This is a genomic window from Patulibacter brassicae (assembly GCF_033949425.1).
Lineage (GTDB): Bacteria > Actinomycetota > Thermoleophilia > Solirubrobacterales > Solirubrobacteraceae > Patulibacter > Patulibacter brassicae.
Genome location: NZ_JAXAVX010000002.1, coordinates 460,880 through 481,986, shown reverse-complemented (window position 1 = coordinate 481,986; position 21,107 = coordinate 460,880). Strand labels below are relative to the sequence as shown.

The 21,107-nt window shown below is 76.5% G+C and carries 19 protein-coding genes and 1 riboswitch; of the genes, 8 read left to right on the top strand and 11 right to left on the bottom strand.

What is annotated here, in order from left to right:
• Positions 1-62 precede the first annotated feature (62 nt).
• Both SK069_RS07305 and SK069_RS07300 read right to left on the bottom strand, forming a co-directional pair.
• Positions 63-1,490, bottom strand: coding sequence for a cryptochrome/photolyase family protein (locus tag SK069_RS07305; protein WP_319953540.1), 1,428 nt, complete (start codon positions 1,488-1,490; stop codon positions 63-65).
• A gap of 66 nt (positions 1,491-1,556) precedes the next feature.
• Positions 1,557-2,180, bottom strand: a complete 624-nt coding sequence (locus SK069_RS07300; protein ID WP_319953539.1) for an LON peptidase substrate-binding domain-containing protein — start codon at positions 2,178-2,180, stop codon at positions 1,557-1,559.
• 133 nt (positions 2,181-2,313) lie between these two features.
• Between SK069_RS07300 and SK069_RS07295 the strand changes: the two genes are divergently transcribed.
• Both SK069_RS07295 and SK069_RS07290 read left to right on the top strand, forming a co-directional pair.
• Positions 2,314-3,045, top strand: a complete 732-nt coding sequence (locus SK069_RS07295) for a DMT family transporter (protein ID WP_319953538.1) — start codon at positions 2,314-2,316, stop codon at positions 3,043-3,045.
• Positions 2,958-3,188 (top strand): EamA family transporter, encoded by a 231-nt coding sequence (locus tag SK069_RS07290; RefSeq protein ID WP_319953537.1) that lies wholly within the window; start codon positions 2,958-2,960, stop codon positions 3,186-3,188. Before SK069_RS07295 ends, SK069_RS07290 begins: the two co-directional genes overlap by 88 nt.
• 158 nt (positions 3,189-3,346) lie before the next feature.
• Here SK069_RS07290 and SK069_RS07285 read toward each other — a convergent pair whose 3' ends face one another.
• The 3 genes from SK069_RS07285 to SK069_RS07275 form a co-directional block, all read right to left on the bottom strand.
• Positions 3,347-4,828, bottom strand: a complete 1,482-nt coding sequence (locus tag SK069_RS07285; protein WP_319953536.1) for a gamma-glutamyltransferase — start codon at positions 4,826-4,828, stop codon at positions 3,347-3,349.
• Positions 4,829-4,963: 135 nt separating this feature from the next.
• A complete protein-coding gene (gene ftsZ / locus SK069_RS07280; protein ID WP_319953535.1) occupies positions 4,964-6,361 on the bottom strand; it encodes a cell division protein FtsZ in 1,398 nt (465 codons plus the stop codon).
• Complete coding sequence (locus SK069_RS07275; protein WP_319953534.1) at positions 6,358-7,089, bottom strand: ParA family protein; 732 nt, start codon at positions 7,087-7,089, stop codon at positions 6,358-6,360. Before SK069_RS07275 ends, ftsZ begins: the two co-directional genes overlap by 4 nt.
• A 216-nt stretch (positions 7,090-7,305) precedes the next feature.
• Between SK069_RS07275 and SK069_RS07270 the strand changes: the two genes are divergently transcribed.
• Both SK069_RS07270 and SK069_RS07265 read left to right on the top strand, forming a co-directional pair.
• Positions 7,306-8,286 (top strand): ArsA-related P-loop ATPase, encoded by a 981-nt coding sequence (locus SK069_RS07270; protein WP_319953533.1) that lies wholly within the window; start codon positions 7,306-7,308, stop codon positions 8,284-8,286.
• Positions 8,283-9,434 carry an ArsA family ATPase gene (locus SK069_RS07265; RefSeq protein WP_319953532.1) on the top strand — a complete coding sequence of 384 codons (1,152 nt, stop codon included), beginning with the start codon at positions 8,283-8,285 and terminating at the stop codon, positions 9,432-9,434. Before SK069_RS07270 ends, SK069_RS07265 begins: the two co-directional genes overlap by 4 nt.
• A 21-nt stretch (positions 9,435-9,455) precedes the next feature.
• On the opposite strand, the gene SK069_RS07260 is transcribed toward SK069_RS07265, so the two are convergent.
• Positions 9,456-11,345, bottom strand: a complete 1,890-nt coding sequence (locus SK069_RS07260; protein WP_319953531.1) for a hypothetical protein — start codon at positions 11,343-11,345, stop codon at positions 9,456-9,458.
• Positions 11,346-11,454: 109 nt separating this feature from the next.
• Between SK069_RS07260 and SK069_RS07255 the strand changes: the two genes are divergently transcribed.
• A complete protein-coding gene (locus SK069_RS07255) occupies positions 11,455-11,904 on the top strand; it encodes a Fur family transcriptional regulator (RefSeq protein WP_319953530.1) in 450 nt (149 codons plus the stop codon).
• Positions 11,905-11,914: 10 nt separating this feature from the next.
• Here the strand turns inward: SK069_RS07255 and SK069_RS07250 are convergent, their stop codons facing one another.
• The 5 genes from SK069_RS07250 to SK069_RS07230 form a co-directional block, all read right to left on the bottom strand.
• Entirely contained in the window at positions 11,915-13,594 is a 1,680-nt protein-coding gene (locus SK069_RS07250) for a peptidoglycan recognition protein family protein (RefSeq protein ID WP_319953529.1), read from the bottom strand.
• A gap of 142 nt (positions 13,595-13,736) precedes the next feature.
• Positions 13,737-14,096 carry a winged helix-turn-helix transcriptional regulator gene (locus SK069_RS07245; protein WP_319953528.1) on the bottom strand — a complete coding sequence of 120 codons (360 nt, stop codon included), beginning with the start codon at positions 14,094-14,096 and terminating at the stop codon, positions 13,737-13,739.
• 59 nt (positions 14,097-14,155) lie between these two features.
• Entirely contained in the window at positions 14,156-15,337 is a 1,182-nt protein-coding gene (locus tag SK069_RS07240; RefSeq protein WP_319953527.1) for a type IV pilus twitching motility protein PilT, read from the bottom strand.
• Positions 15,338-15,416: 79 nt separating this feature from the next.
• Positions 15,417-16,607, bottom strand: a complete 1,191-nt coding sequence (locus tag SK069_RS07235) for an acyltransferase family protein (RefSeq protein WP_319953526.1) — start codon at positions 16,605-16,607, stop codon at positions 15,417-15,419.
• A 168-nt stretch (positions 16,608-16,775) separates the two neighbouring features.
• Entirely contained in the window at positions 16,776-17,879 is a 1,104-nt protein-coding gene (locus SK069_RS07230) for a sigma-70 family RNA polymerase sigma factor (RefSeq protein ID WP_319953525.1), read from the bottom strand.
• Positions 17,880-18,120: 241 nt separating this feature from the next.
• On the opposite strand from SK069_RS07230, the gene SK069_RS07225 reads away from it, so the two are divergent.
• The 3 genes from SK069_RS07225 to glpX all read left to right on the top strand — a co-directional run bounded on the left by SK069_RS07225 (position 18,121) and on the right by glpX (position 21,094).
• Positions 18,121-18,717, top strand: a complete 597-nt coding sequence (locus tag SK069_RS07225) for a hypothetical protein (RefSeq protein ID WP_319953524.1) — start codon at positions 18,121-18,123, stop codon at positions 18,715-18,717.
• A gap of 136 nt (positions 18,718-18,853) precedes the next feature.
• Positions 18,854-19,018, top strand: a riboswitch (cyclic di-AMP (ydaO/yuaA leader).
• 9 nt (positions 19,019-19,027) lie between these two features.
• Positions 19,028-19,882 (top strand): septal ring lytic transglycosylase RlpA family protein, encoded by an 855-nt coding sequence (locus tag SK069_RS07220; protein WP_319953523.1) that lies wholly within the window; start codon positions 19,028-19,030, stop codon positions 19,880-19,882.
• 210 nt (positions 19,883-20,092) lie between these two features.
• Positions 20,093-21,094: a class II fructose-bisphosphatase gene (gene glpX, locus SK069_RS07215; RefSeq protein WP_319953522.1), complete on the top strand. Its 1,002-nt coding sequence runs from the start codon at positions 20,093-20,095 to the stop codon at positions 21,092-21,094.
• The last annotated feature ends 13 nt before the right edge of the window (positions 21,095-21,107 follow it).

Here is a 21,107-nt window from a genome sequence, read left to right as displayed (position 1 = left end):
CCCCGTCCGAGAAGGGACGTGGGTCGTGACGCAGGCGACCGACGGGATCGCCGTCGCGCCGCTCACGCCGCCGCGGCGCGGTACCGCGCCGCGGCGTGCTCGCGCTCCTCGGCGTGGTCGACGATCGGCGCCGGGTAGTCCGTGCCGATCCGGCAGCCTGCCGCGCGCTGCTGGTCCTCGTCCATCCGCCACGGCTCGGCGAGCAGGTCGTCCGGCACGCGCCGCAGCTCCGGCACCCACCGCCGGACGTAGCGGCCGTCAGGGTCGAAGCGCTGCTGCTGGCGGATCGGGTTGAACATCCGCTGGAAGTACGGCTTCGGATCGACCCCGACCGACGTCACCCACTGCCAGTTGCCGTCGTTCTGCGCCGGCTCGCCGTCCAGGAGCAGCCGGTGGAAGTGCCGCTCCCCGGCGCGCCAGTCCAGGTGCAGGTCCTTCGTGAGGAACGAGCCGACGACCAGCCGCGCTCGGTTGTGCATCCAGCCGGTGGCGGCGAGCTGCCGCATCCCGGCGTCGACGAGCGGGTAGCCGGTGCGCCCCGCGCGCCAGGCGTCGAGCGCCTCGTCGTCCTCCTCCCACGCGAGCGAGCGGTAGCGCTCCTGGTGCTCCCGGTGGCGGTCCTCGGGGTGGTGCAGGTAGACGTGGGCGTAGAAGTCGCGCCAGGCGAGCTGTCGCACGAACGCCGCCGGGCCCTCGCCGTCCAGCCGCCGCGCCCGCGCCTCGAGCCAGCGCGAGGAGATCGTGCCCCAGCGCAGGTGGGGAGAGAGGCCGCTCGTGCCGCCCGCCGGGCGCGCGCCGGGCACCGCGAGGGCGTCATGGCGGTCGGCGTAGTCGGCGAGCGGGCCGTCGAGCCAGCTGCGGGCGGCGCGCAGCCCGGCCTCCTCGCCGCCCTCGGCGAACGGCTCCGGGACGTCCGGCAGGTCGCGCGGGGCGAGGTCGCGTGCGGCCGGCAGGCCCTCGCCCCCGACCCGCGGCACCCGCAGGGCCCGGGGCGCGTCGTGGATCGGGCGGCGCTCCTGGCCCTCCCACGAGCGATGGAACGGCGAGAACACCCCGTAGGTCCCGCCGCTGCCGGTGCGCGGCGCGGCGGGATCGACGACGTACTGCCCCGGGTGCTCGCTCGCGGCGACGCCGGCCGCCTCGAGCGCGTCGGACACCCGGGCGTCGCGCGCGCGCCCGAACGGCGAGGCGTCCGCGGTCCACCGCACGACGTCGGCGCCCACCTCGCGGGCGAGCGCCGGCAGGACCTCCCCGGGGTCGCCGTGGCGGACGACGAGCCGCCCGCCGCGCTCCCGCAGCGCCCCGTCGAGCTCGTGCAACGACGCGGCGAGGAAGCGCGCGCGGGGTCGCGAGGCCCCGCGGCCGCCGGTGATCGCCGGATCGACGACGAAGAGCGGGACCACCGAGCCGTCGCCCGACGCCGCCTCGTGCAGCGCCGGGTGGTCCCGGACGCGCAGGTCGCGACGGAACCAGACGATCTCGGTGCCCATGCGCTGCCCCTTCCCGGGCGGGCGCGGTCCCAACCAGGACGAGGGCGGGGCGCCGACCGGCCTCGCTCAGTCGAACCGGACGACGCCGTTGGAGGCGCCGCGGACGCGCGCGAGGTCGGCGAACTCCAGCCGCTTCAGCGCGGCGCGCAGCAGCGAGAGCAGCTGGCGCAGCCGCGCGTTCTCCGAGCGCTGCTCGAGCAGCTGCTGCTTCGCCGCGGCGGCGAACTCGACCGACGCCGCGAGGTCGTACGAGGTTGCGGCGGCGAGGTCGCCGGGGCTCACCTCGTGCTCAGTGGCCTGGTTGGCCAGCGACGCGTACGCCTGGCGCACCGCGGCGGCGGCGTCGTGGTCCGGGGACTCGGCGTCGTCGTCGAGGAACTCGACCTCCGCCGACGCGTACGCGTGACGGTGGTGCTCCTCGATGACCCGGAACGGGCGCGTGCCGCGGGTCATGACGTCGAGGCGGCCGTCCTCGAACCGCTGCAGGACCTCGGTCACGCGCATCGCGCAGCCGATCGCGCGGGGACCGTCCTCGTCGAGCAGGACGATCCCGAACTCGCGGTCCTCCGCGATGCACCGGGCTCCGAGCTCCTTGTACCGCTCCTCGAAGAGGTGGAGGGGCACGTCCTCGCCGGGGAGGGCCACGATCCCGAGGGGGAAGAGCGGCAGGTCCTCTTCGCGCTGCGCCATCCCGACCGAGGATACGCCTCGTCCCGGGAAGGTCCAGCCGGTCCCGCGGGCTCGGGGTCGAACCCCGTGGTCGTCCTCGGGCGCCGGTGGCGCCCGAGGCGCGGGTGCGACGATCGTCGACGATGGCGCTGCCGTGACCCGCCCTCAGGCGATGCTCCTGCTCGCGCTCGCGGCGACCTGGGGCGGCAGCTACGCGCTGACCGCCGTCCTCCTGGACCACGGCATGCCGTGGGCGTGGATCGCGGCGCTGCGGCTGCTCGTCGGCGCCGTGGTGATCGCCGGCCTCGCGCGCCTGCGCACCGACCGAGGCGGTCCGCGCACCCCGGCAGGGCGGTCGGCGGTCGTCGGCGCGCTCGCGGCGGGCGTCTCGCTGCCGATGATCGCGCTCGGCCAGCGCTGGGTGGCCAGCGGGCTCGCCGGGGTGCTCGTCGCCGCCGCCCCGCTCTGCACCGCCGCGCTGGAGCGCGCCGGCGGCGGAGCGCGGCTCGGGCGCGGCGGCGTGGCCGGGCTGCTGACCGGGTTCGCCGGCGTCGTGCTGCTGTTCGCCGCCGACCTCTCCGGCTCCTCCGATGCGCTGCTCGGCGGCCTGGTGATCCTCCTCGCCCCGCTCGGCTACGGCGCCGGGGCGGTCCTCAGCCGCCGGTGGACGGCGGGCGTGCCGCCGCTGCGCCAGACGGCCGACAACCTCGCGTGGGCGACGACGATCGCGTTGGTGGCGACCGCCGCCGGCGAGGGCGCGCCGCGCTGCACGGCGCCGGCGCGTGGCTGGCGCTGCTCGTGCTCGGCGTGCTCGGCACGGGTCTCGGCTTCGCGGCGTTCTTCGCGCTCGTCGCCACGGTCGGGCCGGCGCGGACGATGCTCGTGACGTACGTCGCGCCGGTCTTCGCGCTCGCCTACGGCGCGGCCTTCCTCCACGAAGCGGTGACCGTCGCGGCGGCCGCCGGCGTCGTGCTCGTCGTGGCCGGCACGCGCGTCGCGTCGCGTCCGGTCCCGCGGACCGGTGCCTGAGACGGGCTCGCCCCCGTCCCGCGGCGCGCGCCCCGTCCGGTGACCACCGCCGCGAACCGGTCGCGGGTCGGCGGTGGCGACCGCGGGGCGGCGTGCCCGCCGTCGCCCCCGCCGACCGGGCAGCAGGACCTCCGCCGTCCGCGGCCCCGGTGCGCGGCTCAGGCGACCGCGACCGCGCCCCCGCGCCGCGGATCGGCCGCGGCGGCCAGCGCGCCGCCGTCGGCGCTGCGCGTCGCGATCTGGACGCCGCCGAAGAAGAGGCTCGGCGCGGCGAAGTCCACGAGCGGTCGCCCGCCCGTCCAGCCCTCGGGCGCCGCGAGGCCCGGCTCCCGGTAGACGACGCCGTCCTCGACGTGCACGCGGGGCGCGGTCACCGCCGCCTGGGGGTCGCAGCCGCGGTCGACGAGGGCGACGACCGTCTGCAGCAGCGCGGACCGGATCCGCATCGACCCGGCCGAGCCGAGGATCGCCTCCGTGCTGCCGTCGGCCCGCAGGACCGCGGTCGGCGCCATCATCGACGGCATCCGCCGGCCGGGCGGGAACGCGCGCGCCGGGTCGGCCAGCGCCGGGTTGAGGTCCTCCTCCCCCATGACGTTGTTCAGGTGGATGCCGGTCCCCGGAACGACGAGCCCCGACCCCTCCCCGTTCGTGCTCGTGGCGCCGCACGCCAGCCCGTCGCCGTCGATCACCGAGACGTGGGTCGTCGAGCCGAGGCGCAGCGCCAGCAGCCGGTCCGCGTGGCCCGGGACGTCGAGGCCGGCGACGAACGCGTCGGTGCGCTCCTCCTCCGCCGCGGCCATCGCGGCGACGAGCTCGGCCGGGCCCGGCGGGCCGGCCGTCGCACGGTCCAGGCGCCCGAGGGCGAGCGCCAGCAGCAGGCCGCCGGCCGACGGCGGCGGCGTCGTGAGCACCGTCCGGTCGCGATAGCCGACGCGGACGGGCTCGCGGACCACCGCGCGGTAGTCGGCGAGGTCCTCGGCCCGGAGCGCCCCGCCGGCCCGCGCCGTCCAGGCGACGCACGCCGCCGCGAGGTCGCCGTCGCGCAGCGGGCCGGCGCCCTCGCTGCCGATCCGGGCGATCGTGTCGCCGAGCTCCGGGCTGCGCAGCACGTCGTGCTCGACGAGCAGGCGGCCCCCGGGCGCCCACAGCGCCTCGGCCTCGGGCGTCGACCGCAGGATCCCCTCGAGGATCCGAGCGACGTACGCCTGGCCGGCGTTCAGCGGCACCCCCTCGTGCGCCATCCGCGAGGCCGGGGCGGCGAGGTCCTCCAGGCGCATGCGCCCATGACGGTCGTGCAGCGCCACGAGCCCGTCGGCGAGCCCGAACGCGCCCACGGAGGCGCCGCCGACGTGGAAGGTCTGGTGGGCGTCCCCGAAGTCGACGTCGACCGCCCGCAGCGGGCTCGCCGGCGTCCCCGACGGCGCGGCGCAGAAGGCGTCGATCGCGAGCGCCGGCCCCGCGGCGGGCACGGCGAGCAGGTGACCGCCGGCGGCGGGCCCGGTGAGCAGGGGCTCGCAGACCCAGGACGCGAGCACCGCGGCGACGAGCGCGTCGGCGGCGCTGCCGCCCTCGCGGAGGATCGCAGCGCCGACGTCCGCGGTCCGCGGGTGCCCGGCGGCGACGATCCCGCGCGACGTCATCGGCGCCAGCATGACGCAGCCACCGGCGGCCGCGTTCGAGCGACCTCCCGGAACGGGCGCGCGGGCGACGGTTCTCCGCCGCCCGCGATCGAGGCCCGTCGGTGCCGTCGGGGACGGCGGTGCAGCTCGTGCGGCTCAGCCGCCGAGGTGGAACTCCGGCACGCTCCAGCCCTCGCCGTCGCGCCCGGCGCCCGCCGCCGCGGGGCGGCGGACCGGCTCGGGGCGACGCGGGGCCGGCGCGCGACGCTCCACGCGCGGCTCGGCCTCCGGCGCGCGGACGGCGCGGCGCTGCGGCGTCGCCGCGGCCGGAGCCGGCGCGAGGTGCGGCTGGTGGTCGTAGCCGGTCGCCACGACGGTGACCCACGCCTCGTCGCCGAGGCGCTCGTCGACCATCGCGCCGAAGATGATGTTCGCGTCGGGGTGGGCGGCCTCGCGGATGGTCTCGGCGGCCTCGTTGATCTCCCAGAGCGAGAGGTCCTCGCCGCCGGTGATCGAGAGGAGGATCGCCTTCGCGCCGTCCATCGACGTCTCCAGCAGCGGGCTGGAGACGGCGCGCTCGGCGGCCTGGATCGCGCGCGACTCGCCGGTGCCGTGGCCGATGCCCAGCAGCGCGGCGCCGCGGTCGGCCATGATCGTCCGCACGTCGGCGAAGTCGAGGTTGATGAGGCCCGGCACGGTGACGAGCTCCGAGATGCCCTGGACGCCCTGGCGCAGGACGTCGTCGGCGACGCGGAACGCGTCGACCATCGACGTGTTGCGCTCGAGCACCGTCAGGAGGCGGTTGTTCGGGACGACGATCAGCGTGTCGACCTCGGCGGCGAGCTCCTGCACGCCGCGGTCGGCGGACTCGGCGCGGCGGCGGCCCTCGAACGCGAACGGCTTCGTGACGATGCCGACGGTCAGCGCGCCGAGCTCGCGGGCGATCCGCGCGACGACCGGAGCGGCACCGGTGCCGGTGCCGCCGCCCTCGCCGACGGCGATGAAGATCATGTCGCTGTCGCGCAGCGCGTCCTTGATCTCGTCGTACTGCTCCATCGCGGCGCTGCGCCCGACGTCGGGGTCGGCGCCCGCGCCGAGGCCGCGGGTCGAGCCCTGCCCGATGTGGATCGTCGTCTCGGCCTGGGAGTCCGCCAGCGACTGCGCGTCCGTGTTGATCGCGAGGAACTCGACGCCGGTCATCTCGGCGTCGACCATCCGGTTGACGGCGTTCGTGCCGCCGCCGCCCACGCCGACGACGCGGATGACCGGGCCGTGCGGGTTCGCCGGGACGTGGCGGCCGCGCGCGCCCCAGGACTCGACGGTCGCCTCGGTGCGCTCGGCGAGCGGACGGGCGTCGACGACGCCGAGGTCGACCGGCGTCGGGGCGACGTCGGCGAGGCCGAGGATCTGGTCCGGGTCGGCGCCCAGCTCGATCTTCGCGGGGTAGCGGCTGTCCTGCGGCAGCGCGCTGGACTCCGCCGGCTGGTCGGTCCGGCGGAACAGGTCGGCCAGCGGCCCCTCGTGGAGGCTGGACCGGTGCGGGTTCTGGCTCATCGGGCGAGCAGCTCCTTGGCGAGGTCGCGGTAGGTCTGTGCAGCGAGGCTGTCGGGGTCGTAGCGAAGGACGGACATGCCCTTCACGGGCGCCTCGGCGAAGCGGATCGTCTTCTTCACGCGCGTGGCGAGCAGGCGGTCGCCGAAGTGCTCCTCGAGCAGCTCCAGCGCCTCCTTCGCGTGGACCGTGCGGCGGTCCAGCATCGTCGGCAGGATGCCCTCGATCCGCACGCGCGGATTGAGCTGCTCGCGGACGAGCTCGACGGTGTTGCGCAGCTGCGCGAGACCGCGCAGCGAGAGGTACTCGGCCTGGACCGGCACGATCACCTTGTCGGCGGCGGTGAGCGCGTTGATCGTCAGCAGGCCGAGGCTCGGCGGCGTGTCGATGCAGACGTAGTCGTAGTCGGCGGCGACGGCGCGCAGCGCGCGCTCCAGCGCCCGCTCGCGGCCGATCATCGCGGCCATCGCGACCTCGGCGGAGGCGAGGTCGATCGAGGCCGCGGCGACGTCGACCTCGGCGTGGTGCAGGACGTCGGCGATCGGGCGGCCCTGCACGAGCACGTGGTACATCGACGGATCCACGTGGTCGGGGTCCAGGCCCTGCGACATCGTCAGGTTGCCCTGCGGATCGAGGTCGACGGCGAGCACGCGGTGGCCGCGCTCGCCGAGCGCCGCGGCGAGGTTGAGCGTCGTGGTCGTCTTCGCCACGCCGCCCTTCTGGTTGGCCATCACGATGACCGTCGGGCGCGCGCCGTCGGCGTCCGCGCTCCGGGGGGTGGGTTCCTGGTCGTGCGTCACGATCGCTCGCGGGGTCCGGGGCCTCCGATGGAGGCCGCGCCTCGGTCGTTCGCCGGACGCGGCGCGGTTCCTTCCGCGGGACTGGGCGCGACGTTGCAGGAGGACGGCGAGCGGGACGGTCGGGCCGCTGCCGTACCATCCGCGCCGATGGCGGGCGACCTCCTCGAACGGCGGCTCGTCGTCGTGACCGGCAAGGGCGGGGTCGGCAAGTCGACCGTCGCGGCCGCGCTGGCCGTGGCGGCGGCACGACGCGGCAAGCGCGTGGTCGTGGCCGAGGTGGGCCGCCGGGCCGACGTCGCCGCGACGCTCGTCCCGGGCGGGGACGACCGCCCCGGCGTCGCGCACGAGGACGACGTGGAGCGCTTCGACGAGCGGCCGCTGGCCGGGCCCTGGGGCGACGGCCTCTGGCACGTCTCGGTCTCGCCGGAGGCCGCGCTGCGGGAGTACCTGCGCGACCAGCTGCCGATCGGCCCGCTCGCCGAGCTCCTGCGCTCGAGCCGGATGTTCACCGCGCTGACGGCCGCCACCCCCGGCCTGCGCGAGCTGCTCGCGCTCGGCAAGGTCTGGGAGCTCGCCCAGGCCGAGCGGCGCACGCCGGGCGCGGCGCCCTACGACCTCTGCGTCATGGACGCCCCGGCGAGCGGCCACGCCGCGACGATGCTCGGCGCCCCGGCGCAGTTCGCCGCCACCGCCCGCGTCGGGCCCGTCGCCCGCCAGGGGCTGCGAATCGCCGACACGATCACCGATCCGGCGTCGACGGCCGTCGTCGTGACCGCCACGGCGGAGGAGCTGCCCGTCGGCGAGGCGCTCGAGCTCCGCGACGCGCTGCGCGCGGAGGCCGGCGTCGACGTCGCGCTCGGCGTCGGCAACGGGCTGCTCGCGGACCGCTTCGACGCCGCGGACCGCGCCGTCCTCGACGGCGCCGGGGAGGACCCGGCGGTCCGGGCGGCGCGGCACCACGCGGCGCGCGCCCACGATCAGCAGCGCCAGCTCGCCCGCCTGCGGCGGGAGCTCGGCGCGCCCGTGAGCACCCTGCCGTTCCTCCCCGTCGCCCAGGTCGGTCCCGCGCAGGTCGTCGCGCTCGCCGACCGCCTCGAGCGCGCGATCGGACGGCGGGCGGCGGCATGAGCGCCCCGGCGCCGCTCGTGGCCGCGTCCCTCCTCGACCGCCTCGCGGGCGCGCAGGTCGTCGTCTGCGCCGGGCCCGGCGGGGTCGGCAAGACGACGACCGCCGCGGCACTCGCCCTGGCGCTGGCGGGTCGCGGGCGCCGCGTCGCCGTGGTGACGATCGACCCGGCGCGGCGCCTGGCCGACGCGCTCGGCGTCGGGACGCTCGGCAACGACCCGGTCCCGGTCGCCCCGGGGACGCTGGCCGCGCTCGGCGTCGCGCCGCCCGGCGAGCTCTGGGCGATGATGCTCGACCCGAAGCTCACCTTCGACGGCCTCGTCGCCGAGCTCGCGCCGGACCCGCAGCGGCGGGAGGCCGTCCTGGCCAACCCGATCTACCGGCAGATCTCGACCGCGGCGGGCGGCAGCCACGAGTTCACGGCGGTCGCCCGGCTGCACGACCTCGACCGCGATCCGCGCTTCGACGTCGTGGTCCTCGACACGCCACCGTCGCGCAACGCGCTGGACTTCCTCGACGCGCCGGACCGGATCGCCGGGTTCCTCGAGGGGCGAGCGGTGCAGGCGCTGCTCGGGCAGGGCCGGACCGGCATCGCGGCGCGCGTCGCGCGCCGCGGCACGAACCTCGCGCTCGGCGGGCTGCGGCGGCTCACCGGCGTCGAGGTGCTCGAGCAGCTCGCGACGTTCCTCGCGGTGCTCGGACCGCTCACGGACGGCTTCGCGGCGCGTGCGGCGGCCGTCCGCGCGCTCCTGCGGGCGCCGACGACGCGGTTCGTCGTCGTGACCGGTCCCGGGCCGGTGCCGGCCGGCGAGGCGATCTTCTTCCGACGGCACCTGCAGGCCGTCGGGATGCCGTTCACCGCGCTCGTCGTGAACCGCGTCACCGTCCTGGACCCGGCGTCCGGGGACGGCGACGGCGGCGCGGTCGGCGCGCGGCTCGCGCCGGCGCTCGGCGCTCCGCTGGCCGCGAAGGTCGGCCGCACGTGGGACGACCACCGCCGCCTGGCCGCGCGGGACGCCGAGGCGGTGGCCCGGCTGTCCGCCGCCACCGGGGACCCGACGCCGGTCGTCGTGCCGATGCTCGACCACGAGGTCTTCGACCTCCCGGCGCTCGCGGCGATCCGCGACGCGCTGCTCGCGCCGCGGAGCTGACGCCCGCTGGCGACGGGCGGCTCAGCCGGACGTCGGCCAGGGCCCGACGTCGTCGTCGCGCGGCTCCTCCAGCGCGCGGTCGTCCCAGGTCTGGTCGAGCCAGAGCTGCTCGCGGTCCACCTCCTCGAGCCAGCGCTCGTCGAAGGCCTCGCGGTCGGCGTCCGCGTCGGCCGCGTCGGGGTCGAGCTCGTCGGCCGCGCTCCAGCGCACGACGTCGAAGAGCCCCTCCTCCTCGTCGGCGGCGACCGGAAGCTCCTCGGCCCCGCCGGCGTCGCGCCCGCGCCGGTCCACGACGACGAACGGGCGCTCGGGCGCGGCGTCCGTCGGGTCGGCGATCGGCGCGTCGTCGGCCTCGGGCTCCGTGTCGCGCAGGGCGATCGGCGCGTCCTGGAGCGGCGGGACGCGCTCGTCGTCGGTCTCGGTGACCGGATCGTCGGTGCGGGTGACCGCATCGCGGACCTCGTCCTCGAACGTGTCCTCGTCCGCGTCGGGCGCCACCGCGTCCCCGCCGCGCGCGGGCATCGGCGCGACGGAGGGCAGGACCGGTCCGCGGCGGCGGGCGTCCGCCGCGCCGCCGCCCCGCCCGACGAGCGGCCGGACGGCCGCGAGCATGCGCCCGCGCAGGTCCCCGGGCCGCGGACGCACCGGCTCGTCGGCGATCGCGCCCTCCAGGACGTCCTCGGCGAGCTCGACGAGGTCGCCCTCGAGGTGCCCGCAGACGCAGTCCCGCAGCACGGCGCGGAGGCACTCGGCGAGCTCGTCGACCTGGGCGGGCAGGCTGGCGGGCAGGCGCCGCCGGCCGGCCATGATCTCCTCCTCGACGACCGCGAGCCCGGCCAGGCGCGACGTCAGCGCGGCACGCTCGCCGTCGGCCGCCACGAGCGCGGCGAGCCGCCCCGCGAGCCGGCCGCTGCGCGGCCCCTCGGGCTCCAGCAGCGCCCGGGCTGCGAGCAGCAGGTCGCTCAGCGCCTCGTCCGGACGATCCCGGTCCAGCGCCAGCGTCCAGCGGCGCAGCGCCCAGGCCACCTCGCCCCGCTCCGGCAGCCGTCGGGCGACGAGCTCGACGAACGCCTGCAGGTCGTCGACGTCGTCGGCGCCGATCGCGACGTGGCCCCGGTTCGTGAACGTCCCGCCCAGGGCCATCGCCCGCCACGGTCCGCCCGCCGTGCGCAGCCAGACGAGCGGCCCGCTCGCCGGGGCGGCGCCGGCGCAGTGCAGCCGCAGCGCGGTGACGAGCCGGCGGGCCGCCTCGCGCGCCCGCCGCGGCGTGTCGGGCGAGCCCGGCCGCGCGGCCCAGCGCAGGGTCGCGATCGCGTCGGCCTCCTCGCCGTCGGGGCCCGCGAGCGCCGCCGGCGGCAGCGCCGCGCGCAGGGTGTCGGGGCGCTGCAGGGCGACGCCGCGCGTGATCGCGACGGTCGCGAGATCGATCTCGACGCCGACGAGCGGGATCGCGACGACCGTCTCGGTGGCGTCGACGGTCAGGACGGCGTCGAGCTCGCCGAAGGCGCGGTCGAACTGCTCCTCCCGCAGGACGAAGTCCGGCGCCTCCTCGTAGACCCGCTCGAGGAAGAGCCGCACCCCGAGCCGGGCCCGCTCGTGCGGGTCCGCCGGCGGACGCGCGACGCCGCGCGACTCGAGGTACGCCTCGACGCCCCAGGCCGCGACCATCGTGTGCGCCGCCTCGGCGACCGTCGGCAGGCGCGCGAGGTCGTCGGCGTGACGCTCGACGTACAGCCCGACGAGCGGCTTGTAGGAGTAGAGGGTCGGCGCGCTGCCGAGGGGGCGGCGGCCCGGGCCGTGCTCGAGCAGCTCGTAGGGGACCTCGTCCCCCTCCTCGGCTCGGGCGGCCAGCTCGCGACCCGCGTCGCGGGCCGCCGCCTGCAGGGCCGCGTGCAGCTGGGGATGGCGCATGGCCCGGCGTTCGGCGCGCCTCGCCGGGCTCCTCGCCGCTGGTCGCGGTCCTGCACGGCGGCGGCCACGCGGATCGACGGGTCGCCCCGCCGGGCTACGATGGATGGCGATGTCCGTCACGAACGCCCCGTCCCCCTGGCGCCTGCGCGCCGAGGAGCGGCTCACCGACGCCGGCTACCGCCGGGGCGGCGCGCGCACGGCGCTGCTGGACCTCCTCGCCGCCCAGGGCTGCGCCCGCACGGCGCTGGAGATGGAGGACGAGCTGCGCGCGCAGCAGCGGCCGGTCGGCCGGGCGAGCATCTACCGCGTCCTCGACGAGCTCGAGCAGCTGCGGCTCGTGCAGCGGATCGAGGTCGGCCAGGGGATCGCGCGCTACGAGCGCCTCGCCCCCGACCACCATCACCACCACCTCGCCTGCGCGGAGTGCGGCGAGCTCGTGCCGTTCACCGACGACGCGCTCGAGCAGGCGATCGCGCGCCTGAGCGCGAAGGCCGGCTTCGAGGTCACCGGCCACGACGTCGTGCTGCACGGGCGCTGCCCGGCGTGCGCCCGGCGCTGAGCGCCGCGCGTCAGCCGATCGCCCGCGTGTAGCGGGCCGCCGAGTCGTAGCGCCGCCCGCCGCTCGTGGCCTGGAGGGTCACGCGATGCAGGCCGGTCCGGCGGACGGGGATCCGCGTCGCGAAGCGCGAGCCGTCGAGCGTGATCGTCCGCTCGCCGACGAGCTTGTAGCGGCCGCCGGCGTACCGTCGCCGCAGCATGATCCGCACGCGGTCGCTGCCGCGCACGCGCCCGCTGACGCGCAGCGTGCGCCCCTTGCGCACGCGCGAGGCCGGCGAGCGGAGCGAGAGGGACGGGACGATCGGCGGCGTGATGACGTCGGAGACGGTGTCGCCCGCGCGGGCCCGCAGGTCGGCGGAGCGCCGCCAGCTCGTGCCGAGCCGCCAGCGGCCCGCGCCGTCGGTCGTCGCCGTCCCCAGCGGGACCCAGCCGCCGCTCGGGCTGCGCTTCTCCAGCACGACCGGCTCGCCGGCGATGCCCGCGCCGCCGATCGTCAGCCGTCCGGACGCCGTCAGCGTCTTGCCGTAGGCGACGACCGACTCCGGGCCGGAGAGCGTCAGCTGGCGCGTCGGCGCGACGACGGCGTCGCCGACCTTCGCGCGCAGCGCCGGGAGCAGCCCGTAGAGGCTCGTCCCCGGGCAGTCGGTCGAGCAGCCGTCGCGGTGGCCGCTGACGCGGTTGAAGGCGACCTCGCGCCCGCGTGGCCAGCGGTTGCCCGCGCCGCCGGAGGAGACCAGCGAGACGGTCCCGGCGGTGGGCGCGCCGTGCAGCGGGAGCTTCCAGCGGATGAGCGCGGCGACGGCGTTCAGCGCGGCCTCGGGCGGCGCGGTCTGCTCGAACGTCCCGATGATCGCGATCCCGGTGGAGACGCTGTTCCACCCGACGGCCTGCGCCCCCACGATCGGCTCCGCGACCCCGCCGGCGCGCCCCTCGAAGATCTGGCCGAACCGATCGACGAGGAAGTTGTAGCCGATGTCGTTCCACCCGTTGGAGCCGATGTGGTACTTCGCGATCGCGCGGACGATGCCGGCGCTGTCCTCGGGCTGGTAGTCGTTGCCGTTGACCGTGTGGTGCACGAAGGCGAGCTGCACCTGCCCCGTGGTCGGGCTGCCCTTCGTCGCGACGCCGCTGGCCCACGCCGAGCGCGGGATGATCGCGGGCATCGCGGCCCGTCCCGTCGCCGTCGCGCGTGGTCGCGCGGCCCGGGAGGCGGCGGCCCGCGCGCTCGCCGTCCTGGTCCGCCGCCGCTCCCGCGCGTCGAGCCCCACGAGCGCGAGGTCGAGGTCGCGCGCGGGCAGGCGCCGCGCCCGCAGCTGCAGCAGATCGCTGTCGCCGACCCAGAGCGGGTCGCCCATCGTGGCGCGCCGCCCATCGGGCGCGTGGTCGGCACCACCCGCGAGCGTCGTCCACGGCGTCCAGCGCCCGCCGCGGCGCCGTGCCCGGGCCTCGATCCCGCTGCCGGCGAGCGCGGCCACCGACCCGCCGACGAGCTCGAACGCGCCGGGCCGCAGCTCGACGACGCGCCCGGGCCGCAGCCGGGCGCGCGGGACGCGGACCCGGCGCGTGCCGTCGGTCCCGCGGGCGGCGCCGGCCACGGCCGGAGCGACGCCGAGCCACAGGGCGCCGCCGGCCGCCGCGCCGGCGCCCAGGACGCGGCGCCGCGTCAGGCCGCGGGCACCGCGGGGCGCCACGGCGTGGCCGCGTCGCGAGCGATCGGTGGAGGAGCCGTCGTGCACCATCGTGGGTCCCAACCGGGCAGACCCCGGAGAGTTCCGGTGCGACGGCGGACGAACAACCGGTGCAACCGCGCGCCCGCCGCGGACGGCGGACCGATCAGGCGACGGACGCCGCGGTCGCCGCGACCGGGTCCGACGCGCAGTCCTCGAGGCCCAGCCACCGCTGCCCGTAGGCGCGCATGCCCTCGATGATCGGCAGCAGCGCGCGCCCCTTCTCCGTCAGCGCGTACTCGACGCGCGGCGGGACCTCGGGGTACGTGCGGCGCTCCACGATGCCCTCCTCCTCGAGCGCGCGCAGCCGCAGGGAGAGCGTGCGGGGGCTGATGCCCGTCAGCGAGCGCTCGAGCTCGCCGAACCGCGTGTTGCCCTCGGCGAGATCCCGCACGAGCAGCAGGGTCCACTTGCCGCAGACGATGTCCGCGGTCCGGCAGACCGGGCAGGTGGGATCGACCGCCATGCCAAGACTTTACCGAATGAAGCGTTGGCCTCAGCAGGGAACTGCGCGTGGCGTGCCGCTCAGACCGCCGGCAGCACGGCCGGCTGCTCGTCGAGGCCGCCGGCGGCCGCCGCGGCCGACCGGCGCTGCTGGTCGGCGACGTCGTCCATCGAGGTGCCCATCCGGCCGTCGGCGCGCAGGAGCAGCTCCAGGTCGTGCGGGCGGGCGGCCGCGCGCATCGCGTCCTCGCGCGCGACGGTCCCGTCGAGCACCATCCGGCAGAGCGCCTGGTCGAAGGTCTGCATGCCGTAGTGGGCGCCGTCGGCGATCACCTGCTCGAGCTCGCCGAGCCGCGCCGGGTCGCGGACGATGTCCTTCACGAGCCCCGTCGCGCGCAGGACCTCGCAGACCGCGGCGCGCCCCTTGCCGGCGGCGAGCGGCACGAGCCGCTGGCTGACGACGCCCTGGAGCGTCAGCGCCAGCGCCTCCCGGATCTGCTGGTGCTGGTGGGGCGGGAAGAAGCCGACGAGGCGATCGACGGCGCCCGTCGCGTCGAGCGTGTGGACGGTGGAGAGGACGAGGTGGCCCGTCTCCGCCGCCGAGAGCGCCGCGTGCACGGTCTCCTCGTCGCGCAGCTCGCCGATGAGGATGACGTCGGGGTCCTGGCGCAGCACGCGCCGCAGCGCCTGGGCGAAGCTCCCGGTGTCGTGGCCCACCTCGCGCTGGTTGATCGACGCGCGCCGGTCCTGGTGCAGCATCTCGATCGGATCCTCGATCGTCACCACGTGGCAGTCGCGGCTGCGGTTGATCCGGTCGACCATCCCGGCGAGCGTCGTGGACTTGCCCGATCCCGTGATGCCCGTGACGAGGACCAGCCCCCGCTCCTCGTCGGCGAGCTCCCCGATCACCGGGGGCATGCCGAGCTCCTCCAGGCTGCGCGGCGCGTCGGGCACGACGCGACAGACGATCGCGACGCTGCCGCGCTGGCGGAACGCGTTGACGCGCAGGCGGGCGATCCCGGGCTCGGTGTGCGCGAGGTCGATCTCGTGCTCCTCGGCGAACCGGGCGCGCGCCTCGTCGTCGGGCAGCATGGCCTGGGCCATCGCCTCCGTCTCGGCCGCGCTCATCGGCTCGGCGTCGGGCAGGAGCGGCCGCAGGACGCCGTCGATCCGGCCCAGCGGCGGGCGCCCGGCCTTGATGTGCAGGTCCGAGCCGTCCTGGGAGACGAGGGCCGCGAGGCAGGTGCGCAGATCGACCGGCATGGCCGTCGGATCGACCGGTCATCGGCCGCCCGCCAGCGCGGCCGCGCCGGACTGGACGATCGGTGGAGCCCGCGGGGCGTCAGTCGCCGGCGCCCGCGCCGGCCAGCGCCGGACGCCGACCCCGCCCGCGCGAGGGGGTGCGGCGGTGCGCCCACGCGATCGCCGGCTTCTCGATGAGCCACCAGCTCGCCGTCGCGATCGCCATCGAGCACCCGAGCGTCAGGGCGAACGCCGGCAGCAGCTGCTCGGGCCAGCGGTCGAAGCCGCGGAGCGCGAAGATCACGGGGAAGTGCGCGAGGTACAGGCCGTAGGAGACGGTCCCGGTCCACTGCAGCGGCCCGCGGGCGAGGATCCCGGTGCCGTGCACGCGCCCGAGCGCGATCGCCGCGATGAGGAGGCCGAAGCCGGTGCTCGCGACGCTGTCGAGCGTGGCCTGGCGCAGCTCTCGCGGCCCGAGCATCGCCCCGTGCACCACGGCCTCGGCGACCACGAGCGCCACCCCGGCGAGCGCGAGCGCCCCCGCGCCGCGCGGCGAGAGCCGGCGCCCGTGGACGAGCACCGCGACGGCCATGCCGGCGCCGAAGGAGCCCATCCGGCCGGGCAGCGTGTCGCTCCACGTCTTCCCCGCGCCCGTGAGCGTCGCCCAGCCGAGCCAGGCGCTGCCGGCCACCGCGAGGGCCACGCAGGCCGCGGCGAGGACCGCGCGCCGGCCGCCCGGGGTCGAGCAGCGGCGCACGAGCCGCGCCGCGAGCAGCCCGAGGACCGGGACCGCGACGTAGAAGCTCGCCTCGACGGCGATCGTCCAGCTCGGCGGGTTGAGCCGACCGGCGGTCGCCTCGGAGTAGTTCTGGAGGAAGGCGAAGTACCGCGGCAGCTCCGACGTCGCGACCGCCATCGGGTGGTCGAGGTGCAGGAGCAGCAGGGCGGTGGCCGCGATCGCCAGCCAGTACGCGGGCAGCACGCGCGCCCCGCGGCGCAGGGCGTAGCGCCCGAGCTGCGGCAGCGGACGGCCGTCGATGAGCGCCGCGGCGAACGGCCGGAAGATGAGGAAGCCCGAGAGGACGAAGAACATCGGCATGCCGAGCCGCAGCTGGCTGATGACGTCGTCGAGCGTGCCGCGCGGGGCGGGCGTGTCGCCGCGCACGAACATCCACACGTGCACGAGCACGACGCCGATCGCCGCCACGCCCCGAAGGCCGTCCAGCGCGCCCCACCGGACGTCGGAGGACGGCGTGGCGCGCGGGGACGAGGAGGTGCGAGCAGCGGGCATGCGGCGGAGGGAGCCGGGCGTTCGGGCGTCCGACCAGGCGGCCGCCGCGGAGCGACCTCGACCCTTTCAGCGACGGGTCAAGGCTCTCTAAGTACCCGCCGAGAGGATGGTGAGAACGCCGAAGGGCGCCCCGGAGGGCGCCCTTCGCACGGTTCTCGCGCTGTCGCGCTAGGCGACGTCGCGCAGCTTCTGGGCCTCGGCGAGGCTCTGGAGCTTCTTCAGCGACTGGTTCTCGATCTGCCGGATCCGCTCGCGCGTGACGTTGAAGCGGTGGCCGACCTCGTCGAGGGTGCACGGCTTCTCGCCCCCCAGCCCGTACCGCAGCTCGAGCACGCGGCGCTCGCGGTAGCTGAGGTTCTCGAGGGCCTCGCGGAGGTGCTCCTTCGTGAGGATCTCGGCAGCCCGCTCGTAGGGCGACTCGGCGCGCTCGTCGGCGATGAACTGGCCGAACTCGGACTCCTCCTCGTCGCCGACCGGCTTCTCGAGCGAGACCGGCGCCTGCGCGGAGCGCTTGATCGACTCGACCTCCTCGGGGTCGATGCCGGTGACCTCGGCGATCTCCTCCGGGGTGGGCTCGCGACCGAGCTCCGTGACGAGCTTGCGCTCGGCGCGGCCGATCTTGTTCAGCTTCTCGACGACGTGGACCGGGATGCGGATCGTCCGGGCCTTGTCGGCCAGGGCGCGGGCGATCGCCTGCCGGATCCACCACGTGGCGTACGTGGAGAACTTGAAGCCCTTGCGGTAGTCGAACTTCTCGGCCGCGCGGACGAGGCCCAGCGTCCCCTCCTGGATCAGGTCGAGGAAGGGCAGGCCCTGGTTGCGGTAGTTCTTCGCGATCGAGACGACGAGCCGCAGGTTCGACTCGACCATCTTCTGCTTCGCGTCGAGGTCGCCGCGCTCGATGCGCTTGGCGAGGTCCACCTCCTCGGCCGCGGTGAGCAGGCGCACCTTGCCGATGTCCTTGAGGAACAGCTGGAGGCTGTCCGTCGTCATGTCGGGACGGAGATCCAGCGGCGTGGGCGCGCGCTTCTTGCGCGAGCGCTTGTCCGGGGCGCGCTCGACCTGGGTGGCGGCGTGCGCGGGATCGATCTCGTCGACGAGCTCGATCTCGCTCTTCTCGAGGTAGGCGTTCAGCTCCTCGACGTCGGACTCGTCGAAGTCGAGCTCGGAGATGGCCTTCTGCACCTCCGCGTGCGTGAGCACTCCGAGCGTCTGGCCGCGATGGACCAGCGTCTTGACCTCTTCGAGTTCCTGAAGTTCAACTGCAGACATATAAGGAGGCGTCTCTGTCGCTCCGCCGGGAACGGCGGAGGCGGTGGCAAAGCAGTAGAGGCGTGCGCGTCGGTCTGAGCGGAAGGTGCGGGCCGAAGAGGTCCAAGCTACCGACAGCGGTCCCCAAGTGTACCAGGTGATACCCGCGCGATCGAGGCCGCAACAGCGGCCGCTCGCACGCGGAGCACCGGTCTGAGAGCAGGTACACCCGAACCGGCGAAAAGGTGCACTCGTCCGTGAGATGCGAGACGATTCGCACACGATGACCCCGCGCGGCACCGCTTCCCCCGACGGCCCGGAGCGCCCCGACGAGGACGGCGTCCTCGGCAAGCTCCCCGCGAGCCGCCCGGTGCGTCGCAGCGCGCGGCGCACGACGGCCGGCGCGGCCTCCGGGACGAAGCCCGGGGGCAGCGGGACGAAGGCCGCCGGGACCGGGAGGGCGCAGGCCGCGACCACCGGCGCGGCGAAGGCCCGCGGCGCGAGGGCGAAGGCCCGCAGCACCACCGCGACGACGGCGAAGGCGGGCAGCCGCACGACGTCGAAGGCCCGCGGCGCGACGACCGCGAAGGCCGGCGGCACCACCGCGGCCGCGACGCGCCGGGCCACGCCGAAGGGCGCCGCCGGCGCGACGACGCCCGGGACGACGGCGGCCGGCGCGGCGACCGGGACGAGCACGCGTCCGTCGGGCGCGGTCCCCCGCCACGGGTGGGCGACGCCGGAGGAGCGCCGGCCGCCGGCCGAGCGCGCGGTCGGCGATCTCGTCTCCGTCGTCGCCGGCGTCGCGAGCGTCGGCGAGTCGGTCGTGCGGGGCGTCCTGCGCCGCATCACGCCCCGCTGACCCCCCCGGGAGCGCCGGCGCGCCGGCCCGTCGAGCGCCGCGGACCCGCGCGAGATCCCCCTGGGCACCGGGGATCCCAGCACCCGAGGCGAACGTGCGTTCGCCTCCGGGACCGGCGCTCGCGATCGATGTGCCATAATCCCCGCCGCCGAGCTCCCGACGACCGGATCGTCGGGGGGCGGGGGAACCACTGCGAGCGCGCTCAGGCGCGGTCGCTGGGGCGAATCGGGTCGACCGACCCGTAGCGCACTCGTTCAGCGCGAGCCCGACAGCTCACCCCGTAGGCACGGAACGAGACCAACGGGACCACGTGACCTACCGCACCCCTGCGCGTCCTCGCGCAGCGATCATCGCCGTCGTCGCCCTCGCCGCGCTGAGCCCAGCCGCGACCGCGAGCGCCGCGTCGGGTGGGGGCCTCTCCACCCAGGCCGCCCCCAGCACCGCTCCGGCGACCGCCGAGGCACCGGCCACGACCGAGGCCGCCCCCGCCCCGACCGCCACGGGCCCGTCGCCCGCCGACACGACCTCGGGCACGACCGTCCAGGCGCCGGGCCTCGGCACCTGGAGCGCCGCGCCCTCGACGACCGTCGGGACCCCGGTCCTCGTCGTCGGGCAGTTCGAGGCCGCGCTCGCGAACCGGCGGGTCCAGATCCAGCGCCAGGACGCCCGGGGCGGCTGGCGCCGCGCCACGACGGCCCGCGTGCGCAGCAACGGCCGCTTCGTCGCCCGCTGGCGGACGCGCGCCGCGCGCTACCACCAGCTGCGCGTCGTCCTGCTGAACGCCGACGGCAGCGTCCCCGCCGGGGGCGCCCCCGCCGGCGGCGCGACCGCGCGCACCGCGGGCAGCGCGACGACCGCGCGCGTCGCCGTGCTCGCCAAGACGAAGGCCACGTGGTACGGCCCCGGCTTCTACGGCCGGCGCACCGCCTGCGGCCAGACGCTGACGAAGCGGACCGAGGGCGTCGCCCACCGGACCCTGCCGTGCGGCACCCAGGTCGAGATCCGTCGCGGCGGCCGCAGCGTCGTCGTGCCGGTCATCGATCGCGGGCCGTTCGCGAACAAGGCCGACTTCGACCTGACGAAGAACGTGGCCGACGCGGTCGACGTCAGCGGCGTGGACCGCGTGAGCTACATCGTGCGGGACGACCTCCCCCGCTCCCGCTAGGCGCGGGCGCGCCGCGGATCGCTCCCGCGCCCGTCACGCCGCGCGGGCCGCGCGCCGGTCCCGGCCGCGATCCGCGCTGCCCCGAGCGCCGCGACGCCACCGCGCGGCGGGGACGTCCCCGGATAGGGTCCCCGCCACCGAACCGCCCGCCGCCCGCCGAGCAGGTCCCTCCGGCTCGGGGCGCGGCGGACCCGACGACCCCGAAGGCCGATGACCACCACGCCCGACCGCACCCTCGCCATGGAGCTCGTCCGCACGACCGAGGCCGCCGCCCTGGCGGCCTCGCGGCTCGCGGGCCGGGGCGACAAGAACGCCGCCGATCAGGCCGCCGTCGACGGGATGCGGTACGTCCTGGACACCGTCGCGATGGACGGCGTCGTCGTCATCGGCGAGGGCGAGAAGGACGAGGCGCCGATGCTCTACAACGGCGAGCACGTCGGCAACGGCGAGGGTCCGCAGGTCGACATCGCGGTCGACCCGCTCGAGGGCACCACGCTCACCGCGAAGGGCCAGCCGAACGCGCTCTCCGTGATCGCGATCGCGCCGCGCGGCTCGATGTTCGATCCGGGCCCCTGCGTCTACATGGAGAAGCTCGCCGGCGGCCGCGACGTCGCCGACCTGCTGGACCTCGACCGCCCGCTGACCGAGACCGCCGGCCTCATCGCCGAGCGCCGCGGCAAGGACATCAGCGAGGTCCTCATGATCACCCTCGATCGCCCGCGCCACCAGGAGCAGATCGAGGCGGTCCGCGCCGCCGGCGCGAAGGTGCGCCTCATCAGCGACGGCGACGTCGCCGGCTCGCTGCTGGCCGTCATGAGCGACTCCGCGGTCGACTTCCTCTGGGGCGTCGGCGGCACGCCGGAGGGCGTCATCTCGGCCGCCGCGATCAAGTGCATCTCCGGTCGCCTCGTCGGCCGGCTCTGGCCGCGCGACGACGCCGAGCGGCAGGCCGCGCTCGACGCGGGGTACGACCTCGAGCGCCAGCTCGACCAGAACGACCTCGTCAAGGCCGACCAGTGCCTCTTCTCGGCTACGGGGGTCACCGACGGGGAGCTCCTGCAGGGCGTGCGTCGCCGCTCGGCCGGCGGTGCGACGACCGAGTCGGTCGTCATGCGCGCGGGGTCGGACACCATCCGTCGCGTCCACGCGCAGCACCGCCCGGAGAAGCTCTCCTCGATGCCGGGCGCGGGCCCGGGCTTCGCGATCTCCTGAGCCCCGGCCCGTC